The following is a 16,834-nucleotide window of genomic DNA, read 5'->3' on the forward strand; positions in this document are numbered from 1 at the left end:
TCAGTGCTGCGTTCCCGAATAGGTGATCAGAAGACTCAGGGGTCCGTAGACGGGCACTTCGGTCCGGTACGAAAAATCGACCGACTGGATGGCGCCATTGTCGTCCTCGCGGATCAGCAGGTCTTCGCCTTTTACTGCGGCAATCCGGTCGATGATTGCCTGTTTGTCAAAATACTCGACCACTTCGCGCTTGTTCACTGCGCGCTGCTTCGCATAAGTGGCCGCGCGCTTGACCGAAAAATACTCCACCAGGCTGGGGATCGAGCGCACGGCGGGCAGGGCCACGCCGATCACGAACACCACGATCACCAGCAGCGTCCAGACGGAAAAACCGCCCGCCCGGGCCCGCTGCCCCCGGTATGCCCCGCGCAAAGCCGGAACCATTTCCCCCACCTTCCTCAATCGACCCATCGCGCTTCCCTCGTTTTGTGTTGAGTGTTCTTGCGCCGCGGAGATTCTTATTTAAACGATCCCACGCGTCCGAAATTGCCCAGGTTCATCCAGATCACGAACGCCTTGCCGACGATATTCTGGTCCGGCACGAACCCCCAGTAACGGGAGTCGAGGCTGTTGTCCCGGTTGTCACCCATGACGAAATAGTGACCCGCAGGTACCTTGCAAGTCACACCTAGCTGATTGTATGTGCAGTTCTCGCGGTACGGAAAATCCGGGTCCGCGCCCGCCACGAACGCCGGGCGGTCAACGTCGTTCAGGATGCCATGATCGACGCTGCCCGGCAGCTTCTCGCGGAAATGCTTGGAATAGGCCAGCCGCTCCTCGTCCAGGAAGTCGGGCAGCACAGTGTATTCCGCCGGCTTGCCGTTGATGGTCAGGCGCTTGTTGGAATACTGCACCACGTCGCCCGGCACGCCGATGACACGCTTGATGTAATCGAGCGACTGGTCCTTCGGGTACCGGAACACCATCACGTCGCCGCGCTGGGGCTCGCGCACCTCCATCACCTTCTTGTTCACCACCGGCAGGCGGATGCCGTACTCGTACTTGTTGACCAGGATGAAGTCGCCGATCAGCAGCGTCGGGATCATCGAGCCGGACGGGATCTTGAACGGCTCGACCACGAACGAGCGCAGCACGAACACCGCCAGGATCACCGGGAAGAAGCTGGCCGAATACTCCAGCCACCACGGCTGGCGCAGCTTTTCCTCGGCCAGGCGCTTGCGCGTGGCATCCGCATCCGCGGCGCGGAAGCGGCCCTGCAGGTCGCCCTGGCGCGAATCGAATTCCGCCAGCGCCAGCCGCGCCGAAGAGCGGCGCTGCCGCTCGAACACGAGCTTGTCCGCTACCCATGCGACGCCCGTAATCACCACCAGCACAAAAAGGATCAGTGCAAAATTCATGACGGCTTCTGGTTCTTGGAAATCCTGGTACAGCCTTTGTTATTGGCGACCGGGCGCGACTGCGGCCACGCCCACACGCGATTTACTTGTCGTCCACCTGCAGGATGGCCAGGAAGGCCTCCTGCGGAATCTCGACCGTACCCACCTGCTTCATGCGCTTCTTGCCGGCCTTCTGCTTTTCCAGCAGCTTCTTCTTGCGCGAAATATCGCCGCCGTAGCACTTGGCCAGCACGTTCTTGCGCAGTGCCTTGACGTTTTCGCGGGCAATGATATTCGAGCCGATCGCGGCCTGGATCGCCACGTCGTACATCTGGCGCGGAATGATCTCTCGCATTTTCGCCGCCACTTCGCGCCCACGGTATTGCGAGTTGGACCGGTGCACGATCACCGACAGCGCATCGACCTTGTCGCTGTTGATCAGGATGTCGACCTTGACCACGTCGGACGGGCGATATTCCTTGAACTCGTAATCCATCGACGCATAACCGCGCGATACCGACTTCAGGCGGTCGAAGAAATCCAGCACGATTTCCGCCATCGGGATCTCGTAGGTCAGCTGCACCTGCTTGCCGTGGTAGCTCATATTGATCTGCGTGCCGCGCTTCTGCGTGCACAGCGTGATCACCGAGCCGACATATTCCTGCGGCATGTACAGGTTGACCGTGACGATCGGTTCCAGGATCGCCTCGATCTTGCTTGGGTCGGGCATCTTGGCCGGGTTTTCCACCGTGACCATGGTGCCGTCGCGCATCTCGACCTGATAGACCACCGTCGGCGCGGTGGTGATCAAATCCATATCGAATTCGCGCTCCAGGCGCTCCTGCACGATTTCCATGTGCAACAGGCCCAGGAAGCCGCAGCGGAAGCCGAAGCCCAGCGCCTGCGAAACTTCCGGTTCGAACATCAGCGAAGCGTCGTTCAGGCGCAGCTTTTCCAGCGATTCCCGCAGCGCCTCGTACTGGTTGGCCTCAACCGGGTACAGGCCGGCGAACACCTGCGGCTTGACCTCCTTGAAGCCTGGCAGCGGCCCCTCTGCCTTGCGTTGCACGGTGGTAATGGTGTCGCCGACCTTGGCCGCCTTCAGCTCCTTGATGCCGGCGATGACGAAGCCCACCTCGCCCGCCGTCAGTGCATCGCGGGGAATCGACTTCGGCGTGAACACGCCCACCTGCTCGACCAGGTGCTGCGAGCCGTTGGCCATCAGCAGTACCTTGTCCTTTGGGCGCAGCGTACCGTTGACCACCCGCACCAGCATCACCACACCGACGTAGTTGTCGAACCACGAATCGATGATCAGCGCCTGCAGCGGCGCGTTGGCGTCGCCCTTGGGCGGCGGCACCTTGGCGATCAGGGCCTCGATCACGTCCTGCACGCCCTGGCCGGTCTTGGCCGAGCACGGCGTGGCGTCCTGCGCGTCGATGCCGATCACGTCCTCGATTTCCTGGATCGCGTTGTCGGGATCGGCCTGCGGCAGGTCGATCTTGTTCAGCACCGGCACCACTTCCACGCCCAGCTCGATCGCGGTGTAGCAGTTGGCCACGGTCTGCGCCTCGACGCCCTGCGAGGCGTCGACCACCAGCAGCGCACCTTCGCAGGCCGACAGCGAGCGGCTCACTTCATAGCTGAAGTCGACGTGTCCCGGCGTGTCGATCAGGTTCAGGTTGTAGACCTGGCCGTCGCGCGCCTTGTAGCTGAGTGCGGCGGTCTGCGCCTTGATGGTGATGCCGCGCTCCTTTTCGATATCCATCGAATCGAGGACCTGCGCTTCCATCTCCCGATCCGACAGCCCTCCACAAAGCTGAATGATCCGGTCGGCCAGGGTGGACTTCCCATGGTCGATGTGGGCAATGATCGAAAAATTACGAATATGGTCCATCTAGTCTTCAGGGGAGCGCCGGCAAGAGGGCCCAGGCAGCTTCAAGCGTTCGTGAACGGCCCGGCGCCGCGCGCCGCGAGGCGTGCGCGGGCGTGCCGCAAGGTTTGGAGGTGCAATTTTTGCGCCAATCTGGAATTTTACCGGATTTTCAACGGCTTCCGGGTCGTGAAATGGTCGCGCTGCACGGCTGCCGGCCGCTGTCAGCGTCCGTCAGCGGCTGGCGTTGGCGGCGCCATGTGCGGCAAGCCACACCCTCACCGCTGCTTCGTCAAGGAAATAGTGGCAAAGCTGCGTCGCCTTCCCTTCCAGCTCGGCCGGCGTGCCGGGCATCAGTACCGGCACCAGTTCGCCGAAGCGGTCTTCGAGGCCGGGATCGGCATCGACATCCACTTCATGCAGTTCGAAAGAAAAATCGCGCCGGAGCAGTTCCAGCGCGACCTTCATGTCATCGCACAGGTGGCAGTATGCCCGGCCGTACAGCGTCAGCGCAGGCATACCGGATCCAGGTGTCGATCAGCGGGCGGACGTAGCGCCCGGACGCAGCGTCAGTACCTGGGTGGCGTCGCCGCGCCGCACGAACACCGCGGCGATCCGGCTCTTGTCCAGGCTGCGCACCAGCTCGTTGAACTGGCGCGCGTTGGTCACGTCGGTGTCGCCCAGGCGCAGGATGATGTCGCCCGGACGGATGCCGGCACGCGCCGCCGGGCCGTCGGCCAACTCGACCTCCACGCCGGACTTGAGCTTGAGCTCCTTCAGGCGTGCGTCGGGCAGGTCGTTGACCACCAGCCCCAGGGCGTTGGGCTTGCTCGCCTGCGCGCCCTCGTCCTTGGGCTTGGCGCTGCTGCTGGCGCGGGCCTTGCCGTCCGGCTCCAGCTCGGTGACGGTGATGGTGACCTCGCGGGTCCCGCCCTTGCGCCACAGCTGCAGCGGCACGCGCGTGCCCGGCTTGGTATCGCCCACCAGGCGCGGCAGGTCCGAAGCGCGTTCGATATCGCGGCCGTTGAACTTCAGGATGATGTCGCCGGCCTCGATGCCCGCCTTCTCGGCCGGACCGCCCGGCTCCACGCTGCCGACCAGCGCGCCGCGCGCACGGCCCAGACCCAGCGAATCGGCCACTTCCTTAGTGACATCGCCGATCGCCACGGCGATGCGGCCGCGCGTCACGCGCCCAGCGGTCTTGAGCTGCTCGGACACGCGCATCGCCTCGTCGATCGGGATCGCGAACGAGATGCCCATATAGCCACCGCTGCGGCTGTAGATCTGCGAGTTGATACCGATCACTTCGCCGCGCAGGTTGATCAGCGGACCGCCGGAGTTGCCCGGGTTGACCGCCACGTCGGTCTGGATGAACGGCAAGTAGTCGCCGGTGTCGCGGCCCTTGGCCGAGACGATGCCGGCGGTGACGCTGTTGTCCAGCCCGAACGGCGAGCCGATCGCCAGCACCCATTCACCGGCGCGGACCTTGTCGGAATCGCCCAGTGGCAGGCGCGGCAGGCCGCTGGCCTCGATCTTCAGCAGCGCGACGTCGGTGCGCTTGTCCGAGCCGATCAGCTTGGCCTTGAACTCGCGCTTGTCCGGCAGGGTCACGTAGATGGTTTCGGCATCGGCCACCACGTGCGCGTTGGTCATCACATAGCCGTCCTGGCTGATGATGAAGCCCGAGCCCACGCCGCGACTCTGCTCTTCCTGCTGCGGCGGCTGCGGCTGCGGCTGGCCGCGGCGCGGAGGGGTGCCGGGCGCCGGCGCGCCGGGCATGGGCACGCCGAAGAAGCGGCGGAAGAATTCGGCCATCTCGTCATCGTCGCCGGGCGCGCCGCTGCGCTGGCGCACGCGCTCCGTGGTGCGGATATTGACCACGGCCGGGCTCGCCTTTTCCACCAGGTCAGTGAAATCGGGCAGGTTGTAGTTGGCGGCGGCAGCCTGGGCATGGCTGACTTCGGCCACGGTCGGGCCGAGCACCAACATGGCAGCCATGACCATGGCCCGCGCCAGGGCTGGAGATCTGAAAGTCATCGACAACTCCCGGGATTCAGGGAAAGAAGGTAAAGCTGGATGTGATCCTTTGGCGGGGACCCCTGCACAGGTTTCATGGAGCCGGCACTGGGGACGGAGGGTCCCGCGGCGCCGGCTGCACCTGCGTTTGGCTTAGTGTACCGCCTTGGGCGGGCGGTATTCCACGGCTGTCGCAAACTGCTTGACGGTGCTCGCCGGCACCTCGCCCACCACGGTAATCCAGAAATCGGAGATCCGGCGCACCACGACCTGGGTCGCCCCGAGCGCGGCCACGCCTTCGCGGCGCACACGTTGCTCGGAAACCGGCTCGATAAAGATCGACAGGCCGGTGAGCCCGTCGCTGTAGACAATCTGCAGCACTTCGAAAACCTGGCTGCGGCCGTTGTTCTGCGCCGATGCGCGCAGCTCGCCCAGCGGGCGGCGGACTTCGCGAATCTTCTGGAAGCCCTTCAGCGGCACCGCGATCGACCAGCCCTCGTCGGCGATATTGGTCGGCTGGTAATTGACCTCGTAGTGGTTCCAGCTGCTGGCACTCTTGATCGCGCTGAGAATGCGCTGCTTCTCCGACGGCACGCCGATCTGCACCTGCGAGAACGCGACCTGCTCCAGCACCTTGCCGCCGTCGCCGATGGTCTGCGCACGCATCAGCAGGCCGGAACTCTTCTCGGCCCACAGCCGCACCGCGTAGCGCGCGGCATCGTGCGGTTCCAGCGCAAAGACCTCGCACTCCATGCCCGCGACCCGCTCCGCGGGCATCTTGCGCATGTCGTACAGCTCCAGCACGTCGCTCTTGTTGGTGGCGAGCAGCGCCGGGAAGCGGTCCTTGGCTTCCTGCTTCTCCACCACCACCAGCTTGGCCTCGGGGATCAGGCTGTGCACGACGTCGTTCTGCCGCAGCACCTCGCGCGGCTTGCCGTCGAGCGTTTCCAGGCGTTCGTATTCGTTGTGGACGAGATCGCTGTAATGCTGGATGCGCGACGCATGCATGACGCTGCCGCGCTGATAGATCAGCGTGCCGACATAATTCTCGCGCTGCGCGGCTTTGTGGATCTTGTTGAGCCAGGCGGTGGCGTCGCGTCGATTCAGCGTACTGTCCGAAGGCTGCGCGGTGGCCGCGGCAGCAGTCAGACACAAGGCCAGAAAAAAGGACCTACGCACGGCCCTGATTTTCTGGGCGCCCGCTACGTAGGCGGGCGACCATCCTTTATGCATGTCCGGCATTATTCCTGCGTATTTTCCTGAGAGAAGCTTGCACCGTTGGCAACCGTGCGCATGGTCGGAACGACAGCATCCGTTGCCACCGACGTGCGATGGGCACGCAGGTATTCGTCCAGGCGGGGATCGCGAATCATCTGGGTGTTTTCCGCCGCCACGGTGACAATGCCATTCGGCTGCGCGGGCTGGTCGGCGCGCGCCACCACGGCATCCGGCGTGCCCAGGCTGGCGGGGCCGCGCATCTGCGGCACGACCACCCAGCTGACCGCCGCCACGGCGGCCGCGATCGCGGTACCCGGCATCACGCGGCGCACCCACGACGGCCTGACCAGCAGGCGATGGCGAGCGCTGGCCTGCGCCACGGCCGGCACCAGCACGTGCGGCTCGGCTTCCAGGCGTGCGGAAAATTTGGCGAGAAAAGCGGCGGTGGAGCCCGCGTGCGTCAGGTCTTCCGAGCGCAACGTGTCACCGATCAACTGGTATGCGGTCCAGTCGGACAGGCCGGTGTCGCTTTTCGCGAGGGCCAGCACGGCATCGACTTCGTGCGGCGACAGTTCGCCGTCCATCAGTACGGAGATCTGCTCCGCTGCTTCCACTACATGAACCGACTGCTTATGAGCCTGACCCATTTCCCACCCCAAGACATTCCATTGAACACCGATAATCCCGTCACTTCTGTCGCTTATCGATGCAGGAATAGGCTGCAACGCTGGCCGCACGACATTCTTCTTCAACTACCACCGCTTGCCTTCTGCCGTTCCCAGCAGCGGGCGTAATCTCTCGGCAATCGCCTCGCGCGCACGGAAGATGCGCGAGCGTACGGTGCCGATCGGACATCCCATCGCTTCGGCGATCTCCTCATAGCTGAGGCCCTCGATCTCGCGCAGCGTGATGGCGGTCCGCAATTCCTCCGGTAGTGCTTCCATCGCGCGGTTCACCGTCTCGGCGACCTGGCGCGTGTGAAGCATCGACTCCGGCGTATTGATATCCCTTAGTTGCTCACCGTCCGCAAAAGTTTCAGCCTCTTCTGCATCGATATCGCTGGACGCTTCCGGGCGGCGGCCTTGGGTGGCCAAATAATTCTTGGCCGTGTTGACGGCGATCCGGTACAGCCACGTATAGAAGGCCGACTCCCCGCGAAACTGGGGCAAGGCACGGTATGCCTTGATAAAGGCATCCTGCGCCACATCCTCGACTTCGGCGGGGTCCCTGACCAGGCGCGAAATCAGGCGAATGATCTTCCGATGGTATTTGGTCACCAGAAGTTCAAAGGCCCGCTTATCGCCCTGCTGGACGCGTTCAACTAGGAGCTGATCGGCTTCGCGTTCGCTCACGTATGGCTCACCTGCAGTGTATCTCTTGGTTTGGTCGTCACGACAAACGTTGTATTTTACCTACGATTCAGGACTCGCCCGGTGAAGCCGCGCCTCCTGTGACCGCAAGCTAACAAAATCGTTCCCCACCCGGCGATTCTGGTTGCACCCGCAGTGCAACTCTGGCGGCGCGGTGCAACCGCCGCACCATGTCGGCCGAGGCAGCTTGCCAGGGAAGGAAGATGGCGCCCGGCATCCCGGGCGCGCCGGGAGCGAAACGCACGACAGCAGCACCACCGGCGTGCCAGCCGGCGCGGACCACGGTCTCGTGCCCGACACCGCCCGGCCCTTCCAGCCGGATCCGCAGCGGCCCCCTGCCGTCGGTGGCTGGCAGCACGGCCACACAGCGCCAGCGCAAGGCAAGCCACCAGCCCCGCCATGCCCGCGCTGTCACCGCGCTGGCCAGCACGAGTGCGAGCGCCATGGCGGCATGCAGCCATTGAAAGCCCGCCTGGCTGGCGGCGACCGCATCGGCCAGCGCCAGCGCAAGCAGGCCGAGCGCCGCCACTTCGCCAGCGCAAAACACGAACAGGGCCCACCGCAACGGATGGACCCTGCCCTGGCGCAGCCCGCGAAGGGCCCGCCTTAGCCACGGGTCAGACGCGGCGGAAGACAAGCGTGCCGTTGGTGCCGCCGAAACCGAAGTTATTCTTCACCGCCACATCGATCTTCATGTCACGCGCCGTGTTGGCCACGTAGTCCAGGTCGCACTCGGGATCCTGGTTGTCGATGTTGATGGTCGGCGGCGCTACCTGGTTGTGCAGCGCCAGCACGGTGAAGATCGATTCCAGCCCGCCGGCGCCGCCTAACAGATGGCCGGTCATCGACTTGGTCGAGTTCACCACCATCTTGTAGGCCTGGTCGCCGAACGCGGCCTTGATCGCATCGGATTCGTTCTTGTCGCCCAGCGGCGTGGAGGTGCCATGGGCGTTCAGGTAATGCACCTCATCGCCGTTGATGCCGGCGTCCTTCAGCGCATTGACCATGCAGCGGCGCGGGCCGTCCATGTTGGGCGCGGTCATGTGGAACGCGTCGCCGCTCATGCCGAAGCCGATCAGCTCGGCATAGATGCGCGCGCCGCGCGCCTTGGCCGACTCGTACTCTTCCAGCATCATCACGCCGGCGCCCTCGCCCAGCACGAAGCCATCGCGGTCCTTGTCCCACGGACGCGAGGCCGCAGCCGGATCGTCGTTGCGGGTCGACAGCGCACGGGCCGCGGCAAAGCCGCCAATGCCCAGCGGCGACACGGTCGACTCGGCGCCGCCGGCCAGCATGGCGTCGGCATCGCCGGCCTGGATCAAGCGCGCCGCCAGGCCGATGCTGTGCAGGCCGGTGGTGCAGGCCGTCACCGCGGCCAGGTTCGGGCCCTTGATGCCGTGGATGATCGACAGGTGCCCGGAGATCATGTTGATGATCGAGCCCGGCACGAAGAACGGCGAAATCCGGCGCGGACCGCGTTCGGTCAGCACGGCGTGGGTATCTTCGATCATCGGCAGGCCGCCGATGCCCGAACCGACCAGCACGCCGATGCGCTCGGCGTTGGCTTCAGTCACTTCCAGGCCGCTGTCCTTCAGGGCCTGCGTACCCGCCGCGATGCCGAAATGGATGAAGGCATCCATATTGCGGGCTTCCTTGGCCGGGATGTAGTCCTCCGGATTGAAGCCCTTCACTTCACCGGCGAAGTGCACGGAAAGCGCGGAGTGATCGAATTTGGTGATGGTGGCGATGCCGGACTTGCCGGCTACTAGGTTGGCCCAACCTTCGGCAACCGTGTTTCCGACCGGAGACACAAGGCCAAGCCCAGTGACGACGACGCGACGACGGCTCACTATGTTTTCCTACGGGTGTATGAAGCGGGAGCGGAACGTTGGATCAGCCTGCGGCCCGGACGGCTGGCCGCGCTGAGGCTCGCACCATATGGCACGTTCCATTCTGCTTCTTCGAACAGACGAAAGCCACAGAAAACAGCAGGCGAGGCCGCGACGGCCCGCCCACCTGCCTTCTGTGGCTCGGAATTCAGAGACGACGGCTTAGGCCTTGACGTGCGCGGTGGCGTAGTCGATAGCCTGTTGCACGGTCGTGATCTTCTCGGCTTCCTCATCGGGAATTTCCATGCCGAATTCATCTTCCAACGCCATCACGAGTTCAACCGTGTCCAGCGAGTCCGCACCGAGATCGTTCACGAACGAGGATTCGTTCTTGATGTCTGCCTCGGCCACGCCAAGCTGTTCTGCCACGATTTTCTTGACGCGTTGTTCGATATTGTCCATGTAACCCTCCAGGGAAGTTCGACAAAAAGTGGCCGCATTTTAGCAGGTTTGGGGCGACAGAAATGCCGCCTGCCAAGCTTTGCAAGAATTGCGCCCGTTTGGTTCGGAAAACTACGACTTCAGGTGGCTTCTTCCGGCTTTTTCCCCGAATTCTGCCACCCAAAAACCCATTAATTCATGTACATCCCGCCGTTTACATGCAGTGTGGTGCCGGTGATGTACGCGGCCTGCGGGCCGGCCAGGAAGGCCACCGCATTGGCGATATCTTCCGGCTGGCCCAGGCGCCCCAGCGGAATCTGCGCCTTGAGCGAAGCATGCTGCTCTTCGGACAGTGCCTTGGTCATGTCGGTGTCGATAAAGCCCGGCGCGACGCAATTCACGGTCACGCTACGGCTGCCGATTTCCGCGGCCAGCGAACGGGTCATGCCCGCCACGCCGGCCTTGGCGGCCGAGTAGTTCATCTGGCCGGGGTTGCCGACCGAGCCCACCACCGAGGTGATGTTGATGATACGGCCCTGGCGCGCCTTCATCATCGGGCGCAGCACCGCGCGCGAGAGGCGGAACACCGAGGTCAGGTTGGTCTGGATGACCGCCAGCCAGTCCTCGTCCTTCATGCGCATTGCCAGCTGGTCCTGCGTGATGCCGGCATTGTTGACCAGTACGCCGATGCCGCCATGCGTCTTGACGATCTCGTCGATGAGCGCGTCGCAAGCGGCCGCGTCATTGACGTTCAGCACGGCACCCTTGCCTTTCAGGCCTTCGGTGCCGAGGTAATCGGTGATGCCGGCCGCGCCGGCTTCGCTGGTGGCGGTGCCGATCACGGTGGCGCCCTGGCGGGCCAGTTCCAGCGCAATGGCACGGCCGATGCCGCGCGAGGCGCCGGTCACCAGCGCAACCTGGTTTTCGAGAAGTTTGGTCATGCGGAGTGTCCTTTCGTCCTTACGCTGACTTCAGCAGTGCCAGCGTGTCTTGCAGCGAGGCCGGATCGAAGACCGCGCCGCCGGTCAGGTTGCCGTCGATGCGCTTGGTCATGCCGGCCAGCACCTTGCCAGGGCCGCACTCGATCACGTGCGTGACGCCCTCGGCGGCCATCTTCTGCACGCACTCGACCCAGCGCACCGGCGCCGCGGCCTGGCGCACCAGCGCGTCCTTGATCGCGTCCGGCTCGTTGACGATGGCCACGTCGACGTTGTTCACCAGCGGAATCGACGGCGCCGCGAACGCCAGCCCGGCCATGCGCTCGCGCAGGCGATCCGAGGCGGGCTTGAGCAGCGAAGAGTGGAACGGCGCGGACACCGGCAGCGGCAGCGCGCGCTTGGCGCCCTTGGCCTTGGCGATCTCGCAGGCCTTCTCGACCGCGCCCTTGTGGCCGGCGATCACCACCTGCGACGGTGCGTTGAAGTTGACGGCCTCGACCACGCCCGTAGCCGACGCTTCGGTGCAAGCGGCGCGCACGTCGTCGTCGGACAGGCCCAGGATCGCGGCCATGCCGCCCTCGCCCACCGGCACGGCCTCCTGCATCGCCTGCGCGCGGAAGCGCACCAGCGGCACCGCCTCGGCGAACGGGATCACGCCCGCGGCTACCAGCGCCGAGTACTCGCCCAGGCTGTGGCCGGCAACCAGTGCCGGTGCCGGGCCGCCGGCATCCAGCCAGGCGCGATAGACCGCCACGGCGGCGGTCAGCATCACCGGCTGCGTGTTGGTGGTCAGGTTCAGTTCTTCGGCAGGGCCTTCGGCGATCAGGCGGCCGAGGTCCTGGCCGAGTGCGGCCGAGGCTTCTTCCACGGTGGCGCGCACCACGGCGTTATCCGCAAAGGCATTGAGCATGCCGACCGACTGCGAACCCTGGCCGGGAAATACGAAAGCGAATTTCATCGGATTGGAACCCTAATAAGAATCGGTAGCCAGCGCCGCGAGATCTCGCGCGTGCCGGGCCGCAGCCCGGCATGCCATGGCGCCGGCCGCATATTACATGCGCAGCAGCACCGCACCCCAGGTGAAGCCACCGCCGACGCCTTCCATCAGCACGGTCTGGCCCGGGCGGATGCGGCCGTCGCGCACCGCGACGTCCAGCGCCAGCGGGATCGACGCGGCCGAGGTGTTGCCGTGCTCGTGCACGGTGGCGACCATGCGCTCGGCAGGCAGGCCGAGCTTCTTCGCCGTGCCCTGCATGATGCGGATATTGGCCTGGTGCGGGATCAGCCAGTCGACCTGTTCCGACGACATGGCCGCGGCCTCCAGGGCCTCGCGCGCGACCTTGTCGAGCACGGTGACGGCAAGCTTGAACACGGCCTGGCCATCCATGCGCAGGAAAGCGTTGCCGGTGATGTTGCCGCCCGAGACGTTGCCCGGCACGCACAGGATGTCGACGTGGCTGCCGTCCGAGTGCATCGCGCTCGACAGGATGCCCGGCTCCTCGGAAGCGCTCAGCACCACCGCGCCGGCCCCATCGCCGAACAGCACGCAGGTGGTGCGGTCGTTGAAGTCCAGGATGCGCGAGAACACCTCGGTGCCGATCACCAGCACGTTGCGGTGCGAGCCGCTGCGGATGAACTTGTCGGCCGTGGCCAGCGCGTAGACGAAGCCCGAGCACACCGCCTGCAGGTCGAACGCCGCGCAGTGATTGGTGATGCCCAGCTTGTCCTGCACGATGCAGGCGGTGCTGGGGAACACGAAGTCCGGCGTGGACGTGGCGACGATGATCAGGTCGATGCTCTGGCGGTCGATGCCGGCGGCCTCGATGGCCTGTTCGGCAGCCTTGACCGCAAGATCACTGCTGGTCACGTCGGGATCGGCCCAGTGGCGCGCCGAGATGCCGCTGCGCGAGACAATCCACTCGTCGCTGGTCTCGATGCCCTTCTCGGCTAGCTGCGCCGCCAGATCATGGTTGGTCACGCGCCGCGGAGGCAGGTAGCTCCCGGTACCGATGATTTTTGCGTACTTGGTCATGTAGTGTCGGATCGTATATCCCGCGGGGCGCCCGCTACAAACCGCGGCGGCCGGCGCGTGGCGCTCAGGCGACGTGGGGGCTGGGATGCGTGCTCGGCGCCTCTGTCTCCGGGGCGGACTGTGCAGCGCCGTTGGCGCTGGATTTGTCGGCGAAGGCCCGTGCGATACGGGGAATCACGCCATTCTTGGCGGCATCATACCCGCGTTTGATAGCCCACTCAAAAGAATGGGCATCGGCCGAACCGTGGCTCTTGATCACCAGCCCGCGCAGCCCCAGCAGCGACGCGCCGTTGTAGCGCGCCGGGTCGAGCCGCTTGGCCAGCCGCGACAGCACCGGCATGGCCACGGCCGCGAGCAGCTTGGTGAACCACGAGCGGGTGAATTCTTCCTTGATCATGCTGCCGATCATCTTGGCCAGGCCCTCGGTGCTCTTGAGTGCCACGTTGCCGACAAAGCCGTCGCAGACCACGATGTCGGTGGTGCCCTTGAAGATGTCGTTGCCTTCCACGTTGCCGTAGAAGTTCAGCTCCGAGGCGCGCAGCAGTTCGCCCGCGCGCTTGACCACCTCGTTGCCCTTGATGACTTCCTCGCCGATGTTCAGCAGGCCCACCGTGGGGTGGTCCTTGTGGTCCACCACCGCGACCATGGCTTCGGCCATGCGGGCGAACTGCAGCAGGTGCTCGGGTTCGCAGTCGGCATTGGCGCCCAGGTCCAGCACCGTGGTGCCCCAGCCTTGCTGGTTCGGGATGGTGGTGGCGATGGCCGGCCGCTCGATGCCTTCGAGGGTCTTCAGCACATAGCGCGACACCGCCATCAGCGCGCCGGTATTGCCGGCGGAGATGCATGCGCCGGCCTGGCCTTCCTTGACCTGGGTAACGGCGACACGCATGGAAGAGTCCTTCTTCTTGCGCAGCGCCACCTCGACCGGGTCATCCATGGTGATGACTTCGGTGGCTTCGACGATGCTCACGCGCGGGTGGTCCAGCGCGTGCAGCTTTTTCAGCTGCGCCCGGATGGCATCCGGCAAGCCGACCAACACCATCTCGGCATCGTCATGGCGGGAGAGAAAACTGATCGCCGCAGGCACCGTCACGGCCACGCCGTGATCGCCGCCCATGCAGTCGATAGCGATTTTGATCGTCATTGTTCCTGGTACGGATAGCGCAGCAGCGCGCGCCACGCCCGGCGGGAATCCCGAGCGCCCAACAAAAAAGCGGCAACGATCTTGCCGCTTTTTTGTGTCTGACCGTTTTTTGTCCGACCTACAGGCATGCGCTAGCGAGACGCAATGTCACGCCGAACGAAGCTATCAGTCGTTCTTGGTCTTGATGACCTTGCGGCCACGATAGTAGCCGTTCGGGCTCACGTGGTGACGCAGGTGGGTTTCGCCGGTGGTCGGCTCAACTGCCAGCGGCGCTGCCGACAGGTGATCGTGCGAACGGTGCATGCCGCGCTTGGACGGCGACTTCTTGTTCTGTTGAACAGCCATGATGACTCCTTCGAGAATTTTTCAATATTAACACACGCATCCCGCCCAAGGCGTAGCCGGGGCCCGGCCGGATGCTGCAACGACACCTCAAGAGCTTGCCCTCGGCCGCGACCGGCGTCAGTGCTTGTTCTTCAGGCCGGCCAGCGCCGCAAAGGGCGAGGGCCGCTTTTCTTCCTCAGGCTCAGCCTCGGGCTGCGCCTCGCCGTCCGAGCCGGTCACGAGGCTTTCGTGTACCGTCGGACAGACGTCATGCTTGGGTGCCACCGGCAGCGCCAGCAGCACTTCATCTTCAATCAGGTCCAGCATCGAGAAACGCTTCGAGCCGGCGATCACGTCGACTTCATCGTCGTCCATCGGCGCTGCGTCGGCCGCTTCGTCGCTTTCCGCCACCTCGAAACGCGTGGCCGTGTCGATCGACTCGGCATACGGGTCCAGGCAGCGCTGGCATTCCAGCCAGACCCGGCCCTGCACGGTCACGTCGAGGAACAGCCGCTGCGCCACCGGGGCGCCGGGCTCGGCCGCCTCTTCGCGCACGAAGCCGGTGGCCGCAAAGGCAAACGTCTCATCGGGTGCCGAGGCTGGCGCTTGCGCAGCCGTCTCGGCTAAGATGCGCGGCAAATCCCGCACCGCCACGTTGCCGGCCAGGCTTTCACCCTTCCGGCAAAACGCGAAGAGATCGAGCGCGCGCAAGTCAACAGGCTGGGTCGGCTGGGTCATGTGCGTGGCTCCGGTCGCAATCCAATGACTGGTTCGCCACAATCCACGCCTGCGGGACTACGGGCCGCGCACATTGGCGGCACAGCGCCCGGGTGCGGATGCGGCAAAACGCGCGATTATACGACGCAAACCTTTTCGAGGTCAAAGGTCTTGCTCCATTGGCCACACGTCTTCTTGTTTCGTTTCAATCACTTATGTCTTCAGACTCCCGTCCCAAGCTGATCCTTGGTTCCGGCTCGCCCTACCGGCGCGAGCTGCTGGCGCGGTTGCGCATTCCGTTCGAAGTGGCCGTGCCCGACATCGACGAAACGCCGCTGGCCGGCGAAGCCCCCGAGGCAACCGCGCTGCGGCTGTCGCAGCGCAAGGCCGAAGCCATCGCCGTACGCCATCCCGGCGCGCTGGTGATCGGCTCGGACCAGGTGCTGACGCTGGACGGCGAGCAGATGGGCAAGCCCGGCACCCATGCCATGGCCGTGGCGCAGTTGCGCCGCATGCGCGGGCGCACCGCCACCTTCCACTCGGCGCTGTGCCTGCTGGACGCGCGCACCGGGGCCGCGCAGCTCGCTGACGTGCAGACCCGCGTCACCATGCGCGAGCTGACCGATGCCGAAATCGAGACTTACCTGCAGCTGGAGCGCCCCTATGACGTCGCCGGCAGCGCGAAGTCCGAGGGCCTGGGCATCACGCTGCTCGAACGCGTCGAGTCGGACGATCCCACCGCGCTGGTCGGCCTGCCGCTGATCGCACTGACCGGCATGCTGCGCCAGGCCGGTTACCCGCTGCTATCTATATAAGACGGGCGAGCCAACCATGAGCGGCATCCTCTATCTGATCCCCAATACCCTCGGCAAGCGCGACGAAGCCGATCCGCTGGCTGACGTGATCCCGGCCGGCGTGCAGCATATCGCGGCCGGGCTCGACTACCTCGTCGCCGAGAACGCCAAGACCGCGCGCGCCTTCCTGAAGAAGCTGGCCGAAACCACGCCGCTGGCGCGTCCGATCCAGCAGATCGAGATTCGCGAGCTGAACGTCAACACGCGCGCCGATGCGCTGGCCGACCTGCTCGCCCCGATCGCAGCCGGGCGCGACGGCGGTCTGCTGTCCGAGGCCGGCGTGCCCGCCGTGGCCGACCCCGGCGCGGAGCTGGTGCGGCTGGCGCATGGGCGCCGCATCCGCGTGCGCCCGCTGGTCGGGCCCAGCTCGATCCTGCTGGCGGTGATGGGCTCGGGCCTGAACGGCCAGAGCTTTGCCTTCAACGGCTACCTGCCGGTCGATGCCGGCGAGCGCGCGCAGCGGCTGCGCGAGCTGGAGCAGCGTTCGCGCAAGGCCAGCCAGACGCAGGTCTTCATTGAAACGCCCTACCGCAACGCGGCGCTGCTCGACGCCATGCGCCAGCACTGCGCGGGGACCACGCTGCTGTCGGTGGCAGTGGACCTGACGCTGCCGGGCGAGACCATCGTCACGCTGCCGCTGTCGGACTGGCGGCCTGACCGGCTCGAGTTGCACAAGCGACCGGCGATTTTCTCAATGCTGGCGGTGTAGCAAGACAACGAGGGGGCCGCGAGCCCCCTCGT

The 16,834-nt window shown here is 65.0% G+C and carries 19 protein-coding genes; 2 read left to right on the forward strand and 17 right to left on the reverse strand.

Annotated features, from left to right (window positions below; translation table 11 throughout):
• The 17 genes from K307_RS40135 to K307_RS40215 form a co-directional block, all read right to left on the reverse strand.
• Nucleotides 1–411: a DUF4845 domain-containing protein gene (locus K307_RS40135; RefSeq protein WP_042886580.1), complete on the reverse strand. Its 411-nt coding sequence runs from the start codon at nt 409–411 to the stop codon at nt 1–3.
• A 47-nt stretch (nt 412–458) separates the two neighbouring features.
• Nucleotides 459–1,358 carry a signal peptidase I gene (gene lepB / locus K307_RS40140; RefSeq protein ID WP_042886581.1) on the reverse strand — a complete coding sequence of 300 codons (900 nt, stop codon included), beginning with the start codon at nt 1,356–1,358 and terminating at the stop codon, nt 459–461.
• 82 nt (nt 1,359–1,440) lie between these two features.
• The gene (lepA, locus tag K307_RS40145) at nt 1,441–3,234 is read right to left on the reverse strand and encodes a translation elongation factor 4 (RefSeq protein ID WP_042886582.1); all 1,794 of its coding nucleotides are present in this window, start codon (nt 3,232–3,234) and stop codon (nt 1,441–1,443) included.
• 210 nt (nt 3,235–3,444) lie between these two features.
• On the reverse strand, nt 3,445–3,729 hold the full coding sequence (locus tag K307_RS40150; protein WP_042886583.1) for a glutaredoxin family protein: 285 nt from the start codon (nt 3,727–3,729) through the stop codon (nt 3,445–3,447).
• A gap of 18 nt (nt 3,730–3,747) precedes the next feature.
• Entirely contained in the window at nt 3,748–5,247 is a 1,500-nt protein-coding gene (locus K307_RS40155) for a DegQ family serine endoprotease (RefSeq protein WP_042886584.1), read from the reverse strand.
• 132 nt (nt 5,248–5,379) lie between these two features.
• Nucleotides 5,380–6,459 (reverse strand): MucB/RseB C-terminal domain-containing protein, encoded by a 1,080-nt coding sequence (locus tag K307_RS40160; RefSeq protein ID WP_042888054.1) that lies wholly within the window; start codon nt 6,457–6,459, stop codon nt 5,380–5,382.
• 8 nt (nt 6,460–6,467) lie between these two features.
• Nucleotides 6,468–7,091, reverse strand: coding sequence for a sigma-E factor negative regulatory protein (locus K307_RS40165; protein ID WP_042886585.1), 624 nt, complete (start codon nt 7,089–7,091; stop codon nt 6,468–6,470).
• Nucleotides 7,092–7,196: 105 nt separating this feature from the next.
• A complete protein-coding gene (gene rpoE, locus K307_RS40170) occupies nt 7,197–7,796 on the reverse strand; it encodes an RNA polymerase sigma factor RpoE (protein ID WP_012353313.1) in 600 nt (199 codons plus the stop codon).
• Between the two features lie 109 nt (nt 7,797–7,905).
• A complete protein-coding gene (locus K307_RS40175) occupies nt 7,906–8,379 on the reverse strand; it encodes a hypothetical protein (protein ID WP_230626342.1) in 474 nt (157 codons plus the stop codon).
• Between the two features lie 52 nt (nt 8,380–8,431).
• Nucleotides 8,432–9,664: a beta-ketoacyl-ACP synthase II gene (gene fabF, locus K307_RS40180; protein ID WP_042886586.1), complete on the reverse strand. Its 1,233-nt coding sequence runs from the start codon at nt 9,662–9,664 to the stop codon at nt 8,432–8,434.
• Nucleotides 9,665–9,865: 201 nt separating this feature from the next.
• A complete protein-coding gene (acpP, locus tag K307_RS40185; RefSeq protein WP_008644813.1) occupies nt 9,866–10,105 on the reverse strand; it encodes an acyl carrier protein in 240 nt (79 codons plus the stop codon).
• Between the two features lie 170 nt (nt 10,106–10,275).
• Nucleotides 10,276–11,025, reverse strand: coding sequence for a 3-oxoacyl-ACP reductase FabG (fabG, locus tag K307_RS40190; RefSeq protein WP_042886587.1), 750 nt, complete (start codon nt 11,023–11,025; stop codon nt 10,276–10,278).
• A gap of 19 nt (nt 11,026–11,044) precedes the next feature.
• Nucleotides 11,045–11,980: an ACP S-malonyltransferase gene (gene fabD, locus K307_RS40195; RefSeq protein ID WP_042886588.1), complete on the reverse strand. Its 936-nt coding sequence runs from the start codon at nt 11,978–11,980 to the stop codon at nt 11,045–11,047.
• A 93-nt stretch (nt 11,981–12,073) separates the two neighbouring features.
• Nucleotides 12,074–13,054, reverse strand: coding sequence for a beta-ketoacyl-ACP synthase III (locus K307_RS40200; protein ID WP_042886589.1), 981 nt, complete (start codon nt 13,052–13,054; stop codon nt 12,074–12,076).
• A gap of 64 nt (nt 13,055–13,118) precedes the next feature.
• Nucleotides 13,119–14,198 carry a phosphate acyltransferase PlsX gene (plsX, locus tag K307_RS40205; protein WP_042886590.1) on the reverse strand — a complete coding sequence of 360 codons (1,080 nt, stop codon included), beginning with the start codon at nt 14,196–14,198 and terminating at the stop codon, nt 13,119–13,121.
• A gap of 165 nt (nt 14,199–14,363) precedes the next feature.
• On the reverse strand, nt 14,364–14,543 hold the full coding sequence (rpmF, locus tag K307_RS40210; RefSeq protein WP_010814675.1) for a 50S ribosomal protein L32: 180 nt from the start codon (nt 14,541–14,543) through the stop codon (nt 14,364–14,366).
• A gap of 117 nt (nt 14,544–14,660) precedes the next feature.
• A complete protein-coding gene (locus K307_RS40215) occupies nt 14,661–15,260 on the reverse strand; it encodes a DUF177 domain-containing protein (protein ID WP_042886592.1) in 600 nt (199 codons plus the stop codon).
• Nucleotides 15,261–15,454: 194 nt separating this feature from the next.
• On the opposite strand from K307_RS40215, the gene K307_RS40220 reads away from it, so the two are divergent.
• Nucleotides 15,455–16,054 (forward strand): Maf-like protein, encoded by a 600-nt coding sequence (locus tag K307_RS40220; RefSeq protein ID WP_042886593.1) that lies wholly within the window; start codon nt 15,455–15,457, stop codon nt 16,052–16,054.
• A gap of 16 nt (nt 16,055–16,070) precedes the next feature.
• A complete protein-coding gene (locus K307_RS40225; protein WP_042886594.1) occupies nt 16,071–16,802 on the forward strand; it encodes an SAM-dependent methyltransferase in 732 nt (243 codons plus the stop codon).
• Nucleotides 16,803–16,834 lie beyond the last annotated feature (32 nt).

The sequence above is a fragment of the Cupriavidus necator A5-1 genome (genome assembly GCF_000744095.1).
GTDB lineage: Bacteria > Pseudomonadota > Gammaproteobacteria > Burkholderiales > Burkholderiaceae > Cupriavidus > Cupriavidus necator_A.

Excerpts from the sequence above, each read along its gene's own strand:
- K307_RS40150 (WP_042886583.1), bottom strand. The coding sequence starts at position 3,729 with ATGCCTGCGCTGACGCTGTACGGCCGGGCATACTGCCACCTGTGCGAT.
- fabG (WP_042886587.1), bottom strand. The coding sequence starts at position 11,025 with ATGACCAAACTTCTCGAAAACCAGGTTGCGCTGGTGACCGGCGCCTCG.
- acpP (WP_008644813.1), bottom strand. The coding sequence starts at position 10,105 with ATGGACAATATCGAACAACGCGTCAAGAAAATCGTGGCAGAACAGCTT.
- K307_RS40135 (WP_042886580.1), bottom strand. The coding sequence starts at position 411 with ATGGGTCGATTGAGGAAGGTGGGGGAAATGGTTCCGGCTTTGCGCGGG.
- K307_RS40220 (WP_042886593.1), top strand. The coding sequence starts at position 15,455 with ATGTCTTCAGACTCCCGTCCCAAGCTGATCCTTGGTTCCGGCTCGCCC.
- rpmF (WP_010814675.1), bottom strand. The coding sequence starts at position 14,543 with ATGGCTGTTCAACAGAACAAGAAGTCGCCGTCCAAGCGCGGCATGCAC.
- K307_RS40225 (WP_042886594.1), top strand. The coding sequence starts at position 16,071 with ATGAGCGGCATCCTCTATCTGATCCCCAATACCCTCGGCAAGCGCGAC.
- fabD (WP_042886588.1), bottom strand. The coding sequence starts at position 11,980 with ATGAAATTCGCTTTCGTATTTCCCGGCCAGGGTTCGCAGTCGGTCGGC.
- lepB (WP_042886581.1), bottom strand. The coding sequence starts at position 1,358 with ATGAATTTTGCACTGATCCTTTTTGTGCTGGTGGTGATTACGGGCGTC.
- K307_RS40155 (WP_042886584.1), bottom strand. The coding sequence starts at position 5,247 with ATGACTTTCAGATCTCCAGCCCTGGCGCGGGCCATGGTCATGGCTGCC.
- plsX (WP_042886590.1), bottom strand. The coding sequence starts at position 14,198 with ATGACGATCAAAATCGCTATCGACTGCATGGGCGGCGATCACGGCGTG.
- K307_RS40200 (WP_042886589.1), bottom strand. The coding sequence starts at position 13,054 with ATGACCAAGTACGCAAAAATCATCGGTACCGGGAGCTACCTGCCTCCG.
- K307_RS40160 (WP_042888054.1), bottom strand. The coding sequence starts at position 6,459 with ATGCATAAAGGATGGTCGCCCGCCTACGTAGCGGGCGCCCAGAAAATC.
- K307_RS40165 (WP_042886585.1), bottom strand. The coding sequence starts at position 7,091 with ATGGGTCAGGCTCATAAGCAGTCGGTTCATGTAGTGGAAGCAGCGGAG.
- lepA (WP_042886582.1), bottom strand. The coding sequence starts at position 3,234 with ATGGACCATATTCGTAATTTTTCGATCATTGCCCACATCGACCATGGG.
- K307_RS40215 (WP_042886592.1), bottom strand. The coding sequence starts at position 15,260 with ATGACCCAGCCGACCCAGCCTGTTGACTTGCGCGCGCTCGATCTCTTC.